General features: G+C 54.8%; 14 protein-coding genes. 7 read left to right on the top strand and 7 right to left on the bottom strand.

What is annotated here, in order from left to right:
* Positions 1 to 23: 23 nt before the first annotated feature.
* The 4 genes from IQ22_RS01110 to IQ22_RS01095 form a co-directional block, all read right to left on the bottom strand.
* On the bottom strand, positions 24 to 1,184 hold the full coding sequence (locus IQ22_RS01110) for a phospholipase D-like domain-containing protein (RefSeq protein ID WP_145136754.1): 1,161 nt from the start codon (positions 1,182 to 1,184) through the stop codon (positions 24 to 26).
* 22 nt (positions 1,185 to 1,206) lie between these two features.
* On the bottom strand, positions 1,207 to 1,791 hold the full coding sequence (locus IQ22_RS01105) for a YceI family protein (protein WP_145136751.1): 585 nt from the start codon (positions 1,789 to 1,791) through the stop codon (positions 1,207 to 1,209).
* 202 nt (positions 1,792 to 1,993) lie between these two features.
* Positions 1,994 to 4,132 (bottom strand): putative bifunctional diguanylate cyclase/phosphodiesterase, encoded by a 2,139-nt coding sequence (locus tag IQ22_RS01100; RefSeq protein ID WP_145136748.1) that lies wholly within the window; start codon positions 4,130 to 4,132, stop codon positions 1,994 to 1,996.
* Between the two features lie 195 nt (positions 4,133 to 4,327).
* Positions 4,328 to 5,017 (bottom strand): YiaD family glycine zipper/OmpA-like lipoprotein, encoded by a 690-nt coding sequence (locus IQ22_RS01095; protein ID WP_145136745.1) that lies wholly within the window; start codon positions 5,015 to 5,017, stop codon positions 4,328 to 4,330.
* A gap of 394 nt (positions 5,018 to 5,411) precedes the next feature.
* Here IQ22_RS01095 and IQ22_RS01090 point away from each other — a divergent pair, with 394 nt between their 5' ends.
* The 3 genes from IQ22_RS01090 to IQ22_RS01080 are packed head-to-tail and all read left to right on the top strand — an operon-like array spanning position 5,412 to position 7,974.
* On the top strand, positions 5,412 to 5,708 hold the full coding sequence (locus IQ22_RS01090) for an ArsR/SmtB family transcription factor (protein WP_145136742.1): 297 nt from the start codon (positions 5,412 to 5,414) through the stop codon (positions 5,706 to 5,708).
* Positions 5,709 to 5,737: 29 nt separating this feature from the next.
* Positions 5,738 to 6,898, top strand: a complete 1,161-nt coding sequence (locus IQ22_RS01085) for an MFS transporter (RefSeq protein WP_145136739.1) — start codon at positions 5,738 to 5,740, stop codon at positions 6,896 to 6,898.
* A gap of 26 nt (positions 6,899 to 6,924) precedes the next feature.
* Positions 6,925 to 7,974 carry an alkene reductase gene (locus tag IQ22_RS01080; protein ID WP_145136736.1) on the top strand — a complete coding sequence of 350 codons (1,050 nt, stop codon included), beginning with the start codon at positions 6,925 to 6,927 and terminating at the stop codon, positions 7,972 to 7,974.
* 44 nt (positions 7,975 to 8,018) lie between these two features.
* On the opposite strand, the gene IQ22_RS01075 is transcribed toward IQ22_RS01080, so the two are convergent.
* The 3 genes from IQ22_RS01075 to IQ22_RS01065 form a co-directional block, all read right to left on the bottom strand.
* Entirely contained in the window at positions 8,019 to 8,912 is an 894-nt protein-coding gene (locus IQ22_RS01075; protein WP_145136733.1) for a coiled-coil domain-containing protein, read from the bottom strand.
* 94 nt (positions 8,913 to 9,006) lie between these two features.
* Positions 9,007 to 9,960: an NAD-dependent epimerase/dehydratase family protein gene (locus IQ22_RS01070; RefSeq protein WP_145136730.1), complete on the bottom strand. Its 954-nt coding sequence runs from the start codon at positions 9,958 to 9,960 to the stop codon at positions 9,007 to 9,009.
* Positions 9,961 to 9,972: 12 nt separating this feature from the next.
* Positions 9,973 to 10,866, bottom strand: coding sequence for a LysR family transcriptional regulator ArgP (locus IQ22_RS01065; protein WP_145136727.1), 894 nt, complete (start codon positions 10,864 to 10,866; stop codon positions 9,973 to 9,975).
* Between the two features lie 327 nt (positions 10,867 to 11,193).
* Here IQ22_RS01065 and IQ22_RS01060 point away from each other — a divergent pair, with 327 nt between their 5' ends.
* From IQ22_RS01060 to IQ22_RS01045, 4 genes are all read left to right on the top strand, one after another.
* Positions 11,194 to 11,799, top strand: coding sequence for a LysE/ArgO family amino acid transporter (locus tag IQ22_RS01060; RefSeq protein WP_145136724.1), 606 nt, complete (start codon positions 11,194 to 11,196; stop codon positions 11,797 to 11,799).
* Positions 11,800 to 11,972: 173 nt separating this feature from the next.
* Complete coding sequence (locus tag IQ22_RS01055; protein ID WP_145136721.1) at positions 11,973 to 12,554, top strand: superoxide dismutase; 582 nt, start codon at positions 11,973 to 11,975, stop codon at positions 12,552 to 12,554.
* Positions 12,555 to 12,775: 221 nt separating this feature from the next.
* The gene (locus IQ22_RS01050) at positions 12,776 to 14,116 is read left to right on the top strand and encodes an imelysin family protein (protein ID WP_145136718.1); all 1,341 of its coding nucleotides are present in this window, start codon (positions 12,776 to 12,778) and stop codon (positions 14,114 to 14,116) included.
* 92 nt (positions 14,117 to 14,208) lie between these two features.
* Positions 14,209 to 15,627 (top strand): di-heme oxidoreductase family protein, encoded by a 1,419-nt coding sequence (locus IQ22_RS01045; RefSeq protein WP_145136716.1) that lies wholly within the window; start codon positions 14,209 to 14,211, stop codon positions 15,625 to 15,627.
* Positions 15,628 to 15,629 lie beyond the last annotated feature (2 nt).

Genomic DNA, 15,629 nt, shown 5'->3' with positions numbered 1-15,629 from the left:
TAGCGGCAAATCCGTTAGGGCACTTATGAATGACGCTTACCCAGTATTGTTAGGACCAGACGATCCAATGTTCCCCACAACCACTCACGGGCACGCTTCCACCATGGCCGCCTGTACCAGTCTTGCAACGTGATCTCGCGACTTTCCTGAAAATCTGCCAGAAAGCACTCACTGACCGAGCGACTAAGAGTGGGATCGATAGCTTCGAGGTTGGCCTCCAGATTGAAGCGTAAGTTCCAGTAATCGAAATTGCAGGAGCCGACGCTGACCCAGTCGTCAACCTGTACCATCTTCAAATGGGAAAACCGTGGTTGGTATTCAAAAATTCGTACGCCAGCTTTAAGTAGTCTTGGGTAGTAGCGCTGTCCGGCGAACCGCACAGGGGGGTTATCGGTATGCCGTCCGGTCAGGATGAGTCGTACGTCCACACCTCTTTTCGCCGCCTTGCGCAAAGCACCGCGCACACGCCAGGAAGGAAGAAAATACGGCGTGGCCAACCAAATCCGCTCCCGCGCACCAATAAGAGCACGCACAAGCGAGAATACAATATCTCGATGCTGTCGGGCATCGGCATAGGCCACTCGGCCCAGGCCCTGTGTTGCTGTGGGTGGCGTTGGCAACTGGACACGCCCTCGACTCGCCTGTGGCTTCCAGGCGCGACGGCTGCACGTAGCCTGCCATTGCCGCTGGAACAGGCTGAGCCAGTCAGCAACGAGAGGGCCGGTAATACGTACCATGACCTCATGCCACTGGCATATCTCTTCACCAGGTGCCCAGAATTCGTTAGTAGCACCACTGCCACCTACGAACGCAATCTGCTCGTCCACAACCAGTAATTTACGGTGGTCTCGATAGAGGTTACGCCAGCCATGCGTCAGACCTACCGGGTTATATCGGCGTACATGCCCGCCTGCTGCCTCCAATCGCTGACGATGCGTATCATCCATACGCAGCGTACCGAACCCATCTAATAGACAGTGCACTGCTACGCCACGCTGCGCCGCTTGAATAAGCGCCTCCATCAAAGTTGTTGCACAAGCCCCTTTCTCGACAAGGTACAGTTCAATAGCGATCGCATGCCGGGCTTGCTCGATACATTCCAGCATTGCCGGAAAGAACCGGTTCCCATCAACCAACAACGTATACTGGTTATGTTCTCGCCATGGATAAACCGCTCTTGGCATGTTGTGCACCTGACTGCCCGTATCAACTGGGTGAAGGAACCTGACGCAACGTCAGCAGCACATTTACAGGTACTTCCGGTGCAATGCCGGACACGCTACTAACCTCTTCGAGCTTTTTCAGTCCTTCGAGCAGATCGAAATCTACTGCCTTGACCAGAACCGGCTGCAGTGTATTGACCTGGACTAGTGTCTCGCCCAGACGGCTGATTGAAACCTCGGCTTTGAGACGCTGCTTCTGACCATTGAGCTCAAGGTCAAGATCAAGGTTGTGCTGACGGATATCGTCTACTGGCATTTGCTCCCACGTCGAGGGGTCGATCTGACTGGTAATAATGGCCTCTGGAAAGCGATCCGCCTTAAAAACGAACTCACGCATCCGCTCGGCCTGAAGTGCCAAAGTGTTTTCAAGAGAATCGAAGGGTAATGCCAAACGAACCCGACCGGTCTGGTCAATCAAACCGGTCACTTCGGAAAAGTAGTGCACGTCGGCCATGTCGCCTCGTTTGACACTGACGAAGCTGACACGGGAATAGCTTGTATCTACCTGCCAATCGGCAAGCGCCAGCGAGCTGAAGGCCAGCATCGACAGCAAAAGAAAGACGCGCATGACTGCTCCTGAACCTAACCGTTTGGTTATAGGCCCACAGGCAAACGACGAGTTCCTTGTACTTACAGTATTGGCTGGAGAGCATGCGCAAAAGATGAAACGGCCCCCACTATCTCTGACCATAGATCAGACATATCAGGCTATCTATCAACCGCGCCAGACGTCCTGAGTAGGCAGAGCGCCTGATCGTAGGAGCGAATGCTCAAATCGTATGATCAGGTTGGCGCGCAGACCAGTCCACGTGGTTTGGGAAGTCCTGAGTAACATCGGCATTAAGCGGCTTCGAAACCAGAAACCCCTGCATGATTTCGCAGCCATGCTCGATCAGCCAGTCTCGCTGTTCTAGAGTCTCGACTCCTTCGGCAATAACTTCCAAGCCCAGATTACGACCCAACTCCAGGATCGTACTAACAATCGCCGCATCGCGTGGCGAGTCCAGCATATTGGCAATAAATAACTGGTCGATCTTCAACGTATCGAGCTCGAAATGGCGCAAGTAGGCTAGAGAGGAATAACCGGTACCAAAATCGTCCACTGCGGTACGCACGCCAAGCGCACGTAATTGCGCCAGTTGAGAACGGGTATAGTCGATATCATGCATTAAAGCCGTTTCAGTCACCTCGATTTCCAGCTGATCGGGCCGCAGGCCGTAGCTGTCGATGATCTGCCGTAGGCTTTCCGCCAATTGCGGCATGCCAAATTGCACTGGACTAAGGTTGATGCTAAGCAGGAGGTCATTGCCAAACGTCTCGGACAAGCACCGCAACTTCATAGCTCCTTCACGAAAGATCCAGTCGCCGATCCGGTTGATCAGGCGTGTTTCCTCCAGAAGCGGAATGAAGACATTCGGCGAGACCTTGCCAGCGACGTTATGCTCCCACCGCAGAAGGGCCTCGAACCCACGTAGCTTGCCCGTGCGCAGGTAGACCTGAGGCTGGTAGGCCAGCACGAAATCCTTGTTATCGATGGCGTTACGCACGCTTTCTTCCAGCATGAGCCGAGAGCGTGCGCGGCCGTTCATCTCTGGAGAAAAGAATCGGTATTGTTGCCGCCCTCCCCGCTTGGCCTCGTACATGGCGATATCCGCCGAGCGCAACAAGCCGTCGACACTGTGTCCGCACTCTGGGTAACTGGCGATACCAATACTCGCGCCCAAGCTAATTTCCATTCCATCGATGCTGTGCGTTCGCGTCATCAGCTCTAATAGCTTTTCCGCAACCCGAGCCGCATCTTCAAAATGGTCCAGCGTGTCGAGCAGCGCCGTGAATTCGTCGCCCCCCATACGAGCAAGTATGTCGTAGGGACGCATGCAGGTCTTGAGCTGTTCAGCGACCATGCACAACACTCGATCACCTGCTTCATGGCCCAGCGAATCGTTAACCTTCTTGAAGCCGTCCAGATCGATATAAAGCACGGCCATGCGCTTGCCGTTGCGCCCGGTCCGCGCCAGCGCAGCCTCTAGTGTCTGGTTGAAACCGCGACGATTGAGTAGCCCGGTCAACGCGTCGGTCACCGCTTGAGACTCAAGCTGATCCTGAAGCTCGCGCATCATCGACATATCCAGCGCAATTACTACCATAGCCCGCTGTAAGCGGGGTAAGGGTGCACAGGACAAGGTGACAGGTAACGTACCGCCACGCGCAGTCTTTAGCATCGCATCGTGTACCCGATAGGTTTCCCGTTTATCGTAGTGCTCCATAAAGGTAGACCCGAGCCACGTATCCCCTAGCTCAGGGCTGTTCAAATGATGCAGGAATTCAGAATTGACCAGATCACTGATGTTGCGCTTGAGCATTCGTGCTATGGCGGCATTAGCGAACGTAATCAGTCCCTGTTCATTGACGACCAGAATCCCTTCAGCTGCATTATCGAGTAGCGAATCACTAAAGGCCTTGGCCAACTCAAGTTGTTGGCTCAATTGCAGTAATTCACGTCGGTTACGCTCATGCTCTAGCAGGGATCTGACCTTATGCCGAAGAATATTAGGGTCGACCGGCTTAAGCAGATAGTCTACGGCACCGGTGGCATAGCCTCGTAACACGGCCTCGTAGGAATGCGCTTCAGCCGATACGAAAATAATGGGAGTAAAACGCGTACGCAGATTGCTACGCATCATACGAGCTACTTCAAAGCCGTCCATGACTGGCATCTGAACGTCGAGCAGTACAAGATCAATGGGTTCATCCAACAGGCATTTAAGCGCCCGCTCGCCTGAGTTGGCTGTCAGAACACGCCAGTCACCTATCTCAAGCAAGGCCTGCATGGCTAGCAGGTTTTCCATACGGTCATCAACGACCAGAAGCACCGGACCTTGATTGATCTTAGGAACTGGATAATCCATATCTTCTCCTTTCAGTTCGTACTGCACTGAATACAGCTCCCCTTTATTTACTTCGCAAGTCCGCGTGCGTTCCCGTGAGCAAAATGATGGTTCTGGTACAGCCTATTACCCAAGACAACAGAAATACAGCGTCATTTAATTGACCATGTGGAATACTGCCACCTTTCCGCTGAGTGGTGGCAGTATTCACACCTATTATTGCGCCGGGGCCGTAGTCGCTCCTGGCAACGGTCTCAAGTTGACCTCGACACGACGGTTCTGCGCACGCCCGTCCGGAGTAACATTGGAAGCAATAGGCTGGTCCGGTCCAGCGCCGCGCGTACTTACCCGCGAAGCATCGACACCTTGAGCGATCAGGTAGTTCGCCACGCTCTGGGCACGCCGATTGGACAAATCCATGTTGTGTGTACGACTGCCCGTACTATCGGTATAGCCGACAATCTCAATACTGTTCTGATTGAACTGCTTAAAGGAGCTGGCCAGGTTGTTGAGGGGCTGATAAAAGTTGCCGGAAATGTCGGCCGAATCGGTCGCAAAAGTAATATTGCCAGGCATGATCAACTTGATGTCATCGCCTTGCCTTTGCACTTCGACCCCGGTGTTCTGCATTTGCCTACGCAACTCAGCTTCCTGCCGGTCGGCATAGTAGCCGTAACCCGCAGCTGCCGCACCGACTGCCGCTGCACCGATCAGAGCACCCTTGCCCCGATTATTGTGATCGATTGCCGCTCCGGCGACCGCACCAGCAAGAGCTCCAATCCCACCATAGGTAGCAGTACGGGAAGTACCGGTGCCGCCCTGGTTCTCGTAAGAGTTGTTAGAGGCACAACCAGCCAGTAAAACACCGGCCAATGCTGCAATCAAAGGACGCTTGATAGACGTCATGAACTTCTCCAGACATAGAACGAACCACTGCAAGCCTTGGGCTGAATCCCGAGTTGCCTGCATTAGATGAACATGGGCACGTCCCGATAGCCTGTAGAATCCGTTCAATCAGACCAAGGGACATGCCCATGGTAAAACAGCCTGAGTGGTGTACCGGGATAAAAAGGAATAATCAATTCATATCTACAAAACGGTGCGGTTGGTCATGAAGCGTAGTGGATTCTAAAAAACCCAATCAGAGCCGAAACGTTTTACAGGGCCTACGCTCAAACCTCCCGCTTTTATACATAGAATATTCCTATGAGATCCATTCATCCCTGCAATAGGTACAGCCTTGAATATCGTTAATTGACGATCTAAGGTTCGTTTTATCGCGATGTAAAGATATGACCTCATGGATATAGACGACGTTCTTAAGGCATTAGCCAACCCTGTCCGCCGTCAAATACTCGGTTGGCTGCGTGCCCCTGCCACTCACTTCAGTCAGCAGGACCACCCGGTCGAAATCGGTGTCTGCGCGGGCTTGATCGATCAGAAGACCGGCTTATCACAGTCGACGGTATCCGCTCATCTAGCGGTGTTGCAACGTGCCGGCTTAGTCACGACGCGCCGAGTAGGTCAGTGGGTGTTCTATACGCGAAACGAAGAAACTATTAGCGCCTTTCTTGTACGACTCGGCAACGAGTTGTAACGCTTACTCATTCGAATACAGGAACAGTAATGCCACCTTCATTAATTGTGCTGGCACTCAGCGCATTTGCTATCGGCACCACCGAATTTGTCATCATGGGTCTTTTGCCCAATGTGGCCAACGATCTGGGCATATCTATCCCTTCCGCAGGGTGGCTGGTCAGTGGGTATGCACTCGGTGTAGCCATTGGCGCCCCCTTCATGGCCATGGCTACCTCTAACTGGCCCCGCAAACGGGCCTTGCTGGCTTTGATGGGAATTTTCATCGTCGGTAACGTGCTATGTGCTACCGCTTCGGATTACAACATTCTTGTGTTGGCGCGGGTTGTTACAGCACTCTGCCACGGCGCGTTCTTTGGTATTGGCTCCGTAGTGGCAGCTAGTCTAGTGCCTGCTAACCAGCGCGCATCAGCAGTTGCGTTGATGTTTACAGGCCTGACCCTGGCCAATGTCTTAGGCGTCCCTCTCGGTACGGCGCTCGGCCAGTCGGCTGGCTGGCGCTCAACTTTCTGGGCCGTATCGCTACTTGGTATTGTTGCCTTTGCAGGCCTCTGGTCCGTACTGCCAGGACAGGCCCAGCAGGAGAAGGCTGACCTGCGGCGTGAAATGGCAGCGCTCAAGGGAGCCGGCTTCTGGATGTCATTGGGCATGACCGTCCTGTTCTCAGCTTCTATGTTTGCTTTGTTCACCTATATTGCCCCTCTACTGGGTCAAGTGACCGGCGTGTCGCCCCGAGGCATAACCGGCACGCTTCTATTGATCGGACTTGGTTTAACGGTTGGCAACATTATCGGAGGACGATTGGCGGACTGGCGTTTGTCCACTGCTCTGATAGGCATCTTCGCGGCCCTGGCCTTGGTATCTGCGGCTCTGACCTGGACTAGTCATGGGCTTATTCCCGCTGAAATCACATTGTTCCTTTGGGCTGCCGTCGCCTTTGCCGCTGTACCAGCCCTGCAGATCAATGTCGTAACCTTTGGCAAGGAGGCGCCTAATCTTGTCTCAACCCTGAACATCGGGGCTTTCAACGTTGGCAATGCCCTGGGCGCCTGGGTTGGCGGCGTTGTCATTGACCAAGGGCTCGGTCTGACTCGTGTGCCTCTGGCTGCCAGTGCTTTGGCCTTACTTGCCCTTGTGCTTACTTACCTGACATTCAGCCAAGCACGCAAAAGCGGGCTGGTTGCTGGCTAATCCCTTTCGATAAACGGAGTCTTACCATGCCCACCCTTTTCGACCCGATTACTATTGGCGCGCTGGAACTGCCAAACCGTTTTATCATGGCGCCGCTTACCCGGTGCCGGGCAGATAATCAGCGTGTTCCTACCAATCTGATGGTCGAGTACTATGCCCAGCGCGCCAGCGCTGGCCTGACGCTGAGCGAAGCCACCTCAGTGGACCCAATGGGCGTAGGCTACCCGAACACTCCGGGAATCTGGTCTGATGAGCAAGTCGAGGGCTGGAAGAAAGTGACCTCTGCCGTACACAAGGCAGGGGGCCGTATCATGTTGCAACTGTGGCATGTAGGTCGGATTTCCGCTCCACTGTATCTCAATGGCGAAAAGCCGGTCGCCCCTAGCGCTATCGCAGCAAAAGGACATGTGAGTCTGGTACGCCCTAAGCAGGAGTACGTTATCCCTCGTGCTCTGGAAACGGATGAGATCGCCGGGATTATTGCGGCCTTCCGTAAGGGTGCGGAAAATGCCAAAGCCGCAGGTTTCGACGGTGTAGAGGTTCATGGTGCAAACGGCTATCTCTTAGATCAGTTTCTGCAAAGCAGTACTAATCAGCGCACCGATCAATACGGCGGTTCCCTGGAGAACCGGGCCCGCCTGATGCTAGACGTTACTGATGCCTGTATCGAAGTCTGGGGTGCTGACCGGGTCGGCGTGCATCTTTCCCCGCGTTGTGACCTGCATGATATGGGCGATGAAAACCCAGCCGAAACGTTTGGCTACGTAGTCCACGAATTAGGCCGGCGCGGCATTGCCTTCATCTGTGCTCGTGAAGCGGAAGGCCAAGATAGCTTAGGCCCGCAGCTCAAGCAGGCCTTTGGAGGTGTTTACATTGCTAACGAGCGCTTTACCGAAGCGAGCGCTACTGCCTGGCTAGAAAGTGGCAAAGCCGATGCTATAGCTTTTGGAGTTCCATTCATCGCGAACCCCGACCTGCCGCAACGTACAGCGCAGGGCGCAGCGCTCAACGAGCCGCGTCCAGAAACCTTTTACACAACAGGCCCTGTAGGCTATATCGACTATCCGCGCCTATAAGTGCATCGGCAATAAAAAGCCCCGCATCAGGCGGGGCTTTCTGATTAGCGACGAGCATTGATCTGCTGCTGCATGTTCTGCAGCTGCGTCTGGATCGTACTGATATTACGTGTCATCTGGACTCTGAACGTATCGAAAACTGCTGCATCAACACCGCCACTGCTGCGTGAATCCAGTTCGCTACGCAGGACCAGCAGGTCTTGTTGCAGCTCCTGAATCGCACTAGCGGGATTGCCCTGTTTTTTAAGCGCTGCGATATCAGCCTGTAGATTCTTGTCCTGAGCGGCCAACGCCTCGATTTGCTCACCATAACGACTCAGCTCACCTTGAGCTGTCTTGAGCGCAGCCTGCTCACTGGTCAGAGCCGTTACACGCTCAGCCAACCCGGACGATGCAGCCTGCTGCGTCTTGAGCTCTGTAACGAGCTGGTCGATACGCCGGTCGAGATCATTTTGTGCATTCACGGCTGCCTGCTGTTGACGTGTCAGCTCGGCCAGCCTGGTTTCGATCCCTTTCAATTGCAACAGGAGAGCTTCGCGCGAGCTGGTACCGTTCGACTCACTAGAAATCAACTTGCCGGAAATATCCTGTAGCCGACCGGCTGCTTCCTCACTGATCCGAGCAAAGTTCTCCTGTGTCGCTACGACCTGCTCCTGCATCATTTGGATCTGCTGATGACTCCACCACCCCAGACCCGCCAATGCGATCACCATAGCCCCGACCAGAGCCCAGAGCGGCCCGGTACTGGCGCCTTTTACCGGCACTGTTCCACGGGAAGCACGCAGGGGCTCCACCGTTTCCGGAGTTCCTTGATCCTGGTATACCTCGCGATGACCACGCGCACTGCGACCATGCCCACGACCAAAATCCTCACTCAAATCCTTATCAGGCGTCAGACTGGGAACATTATCGAATTCATCAAATGAATCGTTGCGCATAGCAGACCTTCATGGGCTGAAAAGTGAGTTAGCCAACTGGCAGGACTCTATCGGGCCAGTATACAAGCCATGCCAAACACACGGCAGTGCTGCTTTAGCGGCGTGCGGAACGGTGTTCAATGTATTCATCCAGAGCTTTCCATAGCGACCCCTGAGGGTGATAGTCCAACAGCGCCTGGGCACGTGCGATATCAAGCGTGAACTCGCGTGTCATCAGCCAAACCGGATCCGGCTCGTCCTGCCGGTCTCGCTGCCGCCATGCACTCACCCAGCCTGCTAGCAGGCTCCGCGTTGACAAGCGCGGGCCGTTATCTCCAAGAATGGGAAGCTTAAGTCGGCGCATGAGGTAGTTGACCACGTCCCATACCGGCTGCGACTGCCCTTCGCTCAGGTTATACACCTTATTCATGGCGTCCGGGTGTTCGGTTAGCAGTGCTAGTTCAACGGCCTTGCACAGGTTACTCATGCTAATGAAGTCCCAGCGGTTAAGGCCATTACCCTGCAGACGAAGCCGCTTTTGACGATTCAGGCTTATCAACCGCGGCGCCCAGACAGTATCTGGCAGACCGACAATCATGGCAGGTCGCAATACGATTACCTCTAAACCAAACTCGGAGGCCGTTAGGGCCAGGCGCTCGACCTGTAGCCGGCGCTGAGCCTCAAGTGTTCGCGGCTTGTCGGGGGCCTGATCTTCTTTTAAAGCCTGCCCGCCTCGCTCGTATACCCTGCTTGAGGAAACATAGACCAGGCGGGACACACGCATATGCAGGCAAGCCTCGATGAATGTGCTGCTCGCCTCCAGCGCTGCCACGGAAAGCGTTCCGACTGCATCGGTACAATGGGCGACCGCATCCACATCATCACAGAGCCGACGGGCCTGCTCCACCTCCGCTAAGGATCCTGAAGCTGCCTCAGCTCCCTGTTTGACTAGTGCCTCCAACATGGGACCCGGCTGCCCATGCACACGCACCAAGTGGTTGTTGGCCATCAGATCCAAGGCCAGCCGAGCCCCTATATACTCACTGGCACCTGTCACCAGAATTCGCATCGAATATCTCCGTCAAGTCGCTACTAACCAGCGTCCGGCCTGGTCGATCAAATGCCGGGTTAAGGCGGCCAGGATTTCACCACCGTTGCGCCAATGATGCCAGTACAACGGAACATCGATAATCGTGTAGGGTTCGGGCAATAGATCAACCAGGTCCCCGCGTGCACGGGCTTGCTGAGCCTGTAATTCCGGCAAAAGCCCCCAGCCGAGCCCGTTGAGCGTCATCTGAAAAAAGCCTTCTGACGATGGACAAAGGTGATGATAAAAAGCACCTTCGAACCCTAACTGTGCCATAAAACGATGTTGGAGGCGGTCGTCCGGCCCGTAAACGATGGCTGGCGCTCCCGCTAGCCGCTCGGCTGTCACCTCCCCATCCAGATAGGTCTCTATGAATGCCGGACTGGCTACACTGCGGTATCGCATTGCCCCCAATGCAATGGCACGGGCCCCGGCAACTGGATGAGGACTGCCGCAAAGACACCCGGCTACTTCGCCTGCACGCATGCGCTTGAGTCCGACATCCTGATCCTCTACTACCTGATCAAGCAGCACCGCGTACTTTTGGCAGAACGCGCTAACGGCCGGAGCCCACCAGGTGGCCAGGCTATCGGCATTAAGCGCGACACGTAATCGCTCCCGCGTACCATCTTCCAATGTGGGCACTTGTCGCTTGAGATCCCCCTCAAGCAAACGGACCTGCTGGATGTGGTTAAGCAAGCGTTGCCCTACTGCAGTTGGAACCGGCGGACTTTGCCGAAGCAACACTGGCTCGCCTAACCGCGCCTCAAGAAGCTTAATTCGCTGCGAAATAGCCGATTGCGAAAGGCCCAATGTCAATGCTGCCCGCTCGAACCCCTCTTGCTCCACTACCGTCGCCAGAGCCATCAACAATTTGTAATCAAACATCAGTTTTCCTAATGCAGTATCAGTATTATTCGTTTCTCTTATATAGCTCTCCTTGCCAGAATCGCCAATCTTGATTGCAAAAGGTAAGCGCTATGACCACCCTCACTGGTCTCATCACCGGTCTTTCTCAAAGGAGGCCAATCTTTCATGCAAACCGTTATAAGGACGGTGCCTTTGAAAACCAGGAACATAGTCAAGTGACTCATGGAAACCATATAAAAAGCCGTGATGAGACTAGGGCTGAGTGCCCTCAGAACGACTGCCTTACGAAGCAAGCTGAGCGCATCTGGGTACTTACACCATTACGCACAACAAGGCAGGCCTAACATGTGGCAAAGTTATCTGACAGGCTTGTTCACCATGGCCGGTCTTATTGTTGCGGTTGGCGCACAAAATACTTTTGTACTGGCCCAGGGCCTTCGTCGCGAACACCATTTAGCGGTTGCCTTGCTCTGCTTGTTATGTGACAGCCTGCTGATCACTGCTGGCGTTTTCGGCTTGGCTACCCTGCTTGCCAAAAGTGCTCTATTAACCACTCTGCTTTTATGGGCTGGTATTATCTTTTTACTCGGCTATAGCGGGCTGGCTCTGCACCGGGCGTTGCGTCCCCAAGCTCTGCATAGTGAGGCCGCTGCACCGCGTCGTCTGGGAAAAACCCTACTGCTTACCCTGGCAGTGACTTTGCTCAACCCGCATGTTTATGTCGACACGATTCTACTGATCGGATCGCTTGGCATACGTCAGCCGGTCCCAACAGCTTTTGTCCTGGGTGCGGCTTGCGCTTCGGCGCTATGGTTTCTTGGCCTGGCACTCGGCTCCGCGCGGCTTGCGCCCTACCTAGCCAAGCCCCAAGTATGGCGACTGATCGACCTGGGCGTTGCTCTCGCCATGTTGCTGGCAGCTCTGCCCCTGATTCGCCAGGTGATTTCGTGATCTAAACGTCCATCACTCATCCGCTCCGGCGTTACATGGCGAGCTAACGAAGCGGGTGCTATGATCCCCATCCGCGGTAGTGAGTCCTACTCGACGAACCGCGAGCCAGACCGGCGCCTGATCGGTCGGCTATGCCGCGCAACGCCCTGATGAGACATTATGGAGAGATAACCATGGCTTTCGAATTGCCACCGCTGCCTTACGAAAAGAATGCACTCGAACCGCATATTTCCGCCGAGACGCTGGAATTTCACCACGGCAAGCACCATCAGACCTACGTTACTGCGCTGAATAATCTGGTGCCAGGCACCGAGTACGAAGGCAAAAGCCTTGAAGACATCATCAAGACTTCGTCTGGCGCAATTTTCAACAACGCTGCGCAAGTCTGGAACCATACGTTCTATTGGAGTTGCATGACGCCTAATGGCGGCGGCCAGCCTACCGGTGCGCTGGCAGATGCCATCAATGCCGCTTTCGGCTCCTTTGATAAATTCAAGGAAGAACTGACCAAGACGGCTATCGGCACCTTTGGTTCCGGCTGGGCTTGGCTGGTCAAGAAAGCAGATGGCTCCCTGGCGCTGGCCAGCACTATCGGCGCTGGCAACCCCATTACGTCAGGCGACACACCGCTGCTGACCATCGATGTCTGGGAGCACGCCTATTACATCGACTACCGTAATCTGCGTCCGAAGTACCTCGAGTCCTTCTGGAACACCGTGAGCTGGGATTTCGTAGCGAAGAACTTCGCAGCCTAATCTGCGTTACCACAGGGCCCGGCTCATGCCGAGCCCTGTTTTCAGTTCTGTCATAGCCTATGTATCAAGGCTTTAGATACCCTCTTTTGGCAACCGCTGTGTCTGCCATTCAGGAAACCCTTCAAGCTGGGGTTTTCAAAAATGAAAATCTTTCGCATTATTAGCGCCGCTTTTTTCTGCGCTCGATAATCGAGCACCCTACTTCAGAAAAGGATTCCGGAATGACCCGTATGCATTGGGCGAGCGTGAGCCTCCTCGCCATTGCCATTTCACTGGCTGGCTGTGGTGACGATAAAAAGGAACAGGCCCCGGCTAACCAGGCGGTAACGCCTGCCGCCAGCGCACCCTCCGCTTCCCAGACGGCAACTCCGGATGAAGCGGCAGCCAAGGCCGTTGTTAAAAACTATGCTGATATCGCCGAGGCCGTATTCAGTGACGCTCTGACGGCGGGTCAAAATCTTCAGAAAGCTGTAGACGCTTTTCTTGCAGCTCCTTCCGACGAGACGCTAAAGGCAGCGCGTGAAGCCTGGCTGGCCGCACGTACCCCCTACTCTCAGTCGGAAGCGTTCCGCTTCGGCAACCCTGTCGTGGATGACTGGGAAGGTCAACTTAATGCCTGGCCCCTGGACGAAGGCTTGATCGACTATGTCGCCTCGGACTACCAACATGCGACAGGCAACCCCGGCGCGGCCGCCAATATCATCGCCAACGAAGAGATCCAAGTGGGCGAGGACAAGGTGGACGTCAAGGACATTACCGGCGAAAAACTGGCCGACCTGAATGAGCTGGGCGGCTCCGAAGCCAACGTAGCCACAGGCTACCATGCTATCGAATTCCTGCTCTGGGGCCAGGATCTGAACAGTACCGACCCTGGTGCTGGCAACCGCCCCGCCAGTGATTACCTGGAAGGCAGCGATTGCACCGGCGGTCACTGCGACCGTCGCCGGACTTACCTGAAAGCAGTAACCGATCTGTTGGTCAGCGATCTCGAGTATATGGCTGATCAGTGGAAACCTGGTGTTGCCGATAACTATCGTGCCACGCTGGAAGAGGAAAGCGGCGAGAACGGCCTGCGCAAAATGTTGTTTGGCATGGGCAGTCTGTCGTTGGGCGAATTGGCAGGCGAGCGCATGAAAGTATCGCTGGAAGCCAACTCTACTGAAGACGAGCATGACTGCTTTAGCGACGACACCCATCACACGCTGTACTACGATGCCCTGGGCATCCGCAATGTGTATTTGGGCCAGTATAAGCGCATCGACGGTACTGAAGTGAAAGGCCCTAGCCTGTCTGAACTGGTCGCCAAGGTTGATGCCCAGGCCGATGCCATACTCAAAGCCAACCTCGACGACACACAGGCCAAGCTACAGGCCCTGGTCGATCGCGCTGAAAAAGACGGTGTGCATTACGATCAGATGATCGCACCAGACAATACCGCCGATCAGCAGAAGATTCGCGATGCTATTCAGGCGCTGGTCAAGCAAACCGGCTCTATCGAGCAGGCTGCCGCCAAACTGGGCATCCAGGATCTGAAGCCTGATAACGCCGATCACGCGTTCTGATCCAAGGCCCCCTTTACCGGTTGGGCATGCCGAAGCCACGATGAGCGTTGCTTGTCGTGGCTTCGACGTATTCACATGCCGCACAGGTTCCGATGCACACTGCCCTTATACGCACCGCTACGCTAGCCTGCTTTTTTCTGGTAAGCGCCTGTGATCCGAAGACGCCCTCATTCACTCATGCCGAACCGGGTGAAGCATTATCAGGGGGCACTGCCAGCGTCAATGACAGAAGCGTGAATGCCTTTTCCCTGCCAGCGGGCAACCTAACGCCGGAACGGCGCCTGGACTTTAGCGTCGGCAACAGTTTCTTTCGTAATCCCTGGGTCATTGCGCCCTCCTCAACCACGGCGAGGGATGGACTAGGACCGCTCTTCAATATTAACGCCTGCCAAAGCTGCCATCTGAAGGACGGACGTGGCCATCCGCCGGGGCCGAATGCAACCAATGCCTTTACGATGCTGGTCCGCTTGTCCATACCCGAAGGGCCGGGCGATGCCGAGACCCTCAAGACACTGGGTGTAGTACCTGAACCGGTATATGGAGGTCAGCTGCAGGACAATGCCACTCCAGGCGTTACACCAGAAGGCCGGGTGCGCTTCGACTATTCGAACCTTCCTATAATGTTAAAAGACGGGACGGTCGTAGAACTGCAAAAGCTGCAGCTGCGCATTGATAACCTGGGCTATGGTCCCTTTCACTCGCAGACCCGCTTCTCGGCTCGTATCGCTCCTCCCATGATCGGCCTTGGCTTGCTGGAAGCCATTCCAGAGCAAGAAATCCTGGCCCATGCGGACCCGGAAGATGTTAATGGCGATGGTATTTCGGGCCGTGCCAATCATGTCTGGAGCTTTGTTGAGAACAAGACCGTACTTGGCCGTTTTGGCTGGAAAGCAGGCCAACCGACATTAGACCAGCAGAACGCCACCGCCTTTTCAGGCGATATGGGCCTTACAACCAGCTTGATTGATAACGACGACTGCACGCCCGCGCAAATTGTTTGTAAACAGATGCCCACGGGCGGTACGCCTGAAGTTAGCAACAACATCCGCCAGCAGGTCTTGTTCTATACCCGCAATCTGGGTGTCCCCATGCGCAGAGGGGTCGACAATCCTGAAGTATTAAAGGGCAAGACATTATTTTACGCCGCTGGCTGTCCTGCCTGTCATGTGCCTAGTTTCAAAACTGGACCAACGCCAGCCGAACCGGAACTGGCGAATCAGTTAATTCATCCTTACAGCGATCTTTTATTGCATGACATGGGCGATGGACTCGCTGACAATCGCTCCGAATTTCTGGCCAGCGGTCGAGAATGGCGTACCCCTCCCTTATGGGGCATTGGGTTAACACAAACCGTCAGCGGCCACACACATTTTTTGCACGACGGGCGTGCGCGTACACTGCTGGAGGCCATTCTCTGGCATGGCGGCGAAGCCGAAGTAGCCAAACAAAAGGTAATGGACTTTAACGCCGGCGAGCGCTCGGCCCTGCTTGATTTTCTGAATTCGCTATAAGG

This window comes from Pseudomonas duriflava (genome assembly GCF_007830155.1).
GTDB classification, from domain to species: domain Bacteria; phylum Pseudomonadota; class Gammaproteobacteria; order Pseudomonadales; family Pseudomonadaceae; genus Chryseomonas; species Chryseomonas duriflava.
This window is presented reverse-complemented; position numbering and strand designations above follow the sequence as displayed.

Coding starts and splice junctions, on each gene's coding strand:
- IQ22_RS01110 (WP_145136754.1), bottom strand. CDS start 1,184: ATGCCAAGAGCGGTTTATCCATGGCGAGAACATAACCAGTATACGTTG.
- IQ22_RS01105 (WP_145136751.1), bottom strand. CDS start 1,791: ATGCGCGTCTTTCTTTTGCTGTCGATGCTGGCCTTCAGCTCGCTGGCG.
- IQ22_RS01100 (WP_145136748.1), bottom strand. CDS start 4,132: ATGGATTATCCAGTTCCTAAGATCAATCAAGGTCCGGTGCTTCTGGTC.
- IQ22_RS01095 (WP_145136745.1), bottom strand. CDS start 5,017: ATGACGTCTATCAAGCGTCCTTTGATTGCAGCATTGGCCGGTGTTTTA.
- IQ22_RS01090 (WP_145136742.1), top strand. CDS start 5,412: ATGGATATAGACGACGTTCTTAAGGCATTAGCCAACCCTGTCCGCCGT.
- IQ22_RS01085 (WP_145136739.1), top strand. CDS start 5,738: ATGCCACCTTCATTAATTGTGCTGGCACTCAGCGCATTTGCTATCGGC.
- IQ22_RS01080 (WP_145136736.1), top strand. CDS start 6,925: ATGCCCACCCTTTTCGACCCGATTACTATTGGCGCGCTGGAACTGCCA.
- IQ22_RS01075 (WP_145136733.1), bottom strand. CDS start 8,912: ATGCGCAACGATTCATTTGATGAATTCGATAATGTTCCCAGTCTGACG.
- IQ22_RS01070 (WP_145136730.1), bottom strand. CDS start 9,960: ATGCGAATTCTGGTGACAGGTGCCAGTGAGTATATAGGGGCTCGGCTG.
- IQ22_RS01065 (WP_145136727.1), bottom strand. CDS start 10,866: ATGTTTGATTACAAATTGTTGATGGCTCTGGCGACGGTAGTGGAGCAA.
- IQ22_RS01060 (WP_145136724.1), top strand. CDS start 11,194: ATGTGGCAAAGTTATCTGACAGGCTTGTTCACCATGGCCGGTCTTATT.
- IQ22_RS01055 (WP_145136721.1), top strand. CDS start 11,973: ATGGCTTTCGAATTGCCACCGCTGCCTTACGAAAAGAATGCACTCGAA.
- IQ22_RS01050 (WP_145136718.1), top strand. CDS start 12,776: ATGACCCGTATGCATTGGGCGAGCGTGAGCCTCCTCGCCATTGCCATT.
- IQ22_RS01045 (WP_145136716.1), top strand. CDS start 14,209: ATGCACACTGCCCTTATACGCACCGCTACGCTAGCCTGCTTTTTTCTG.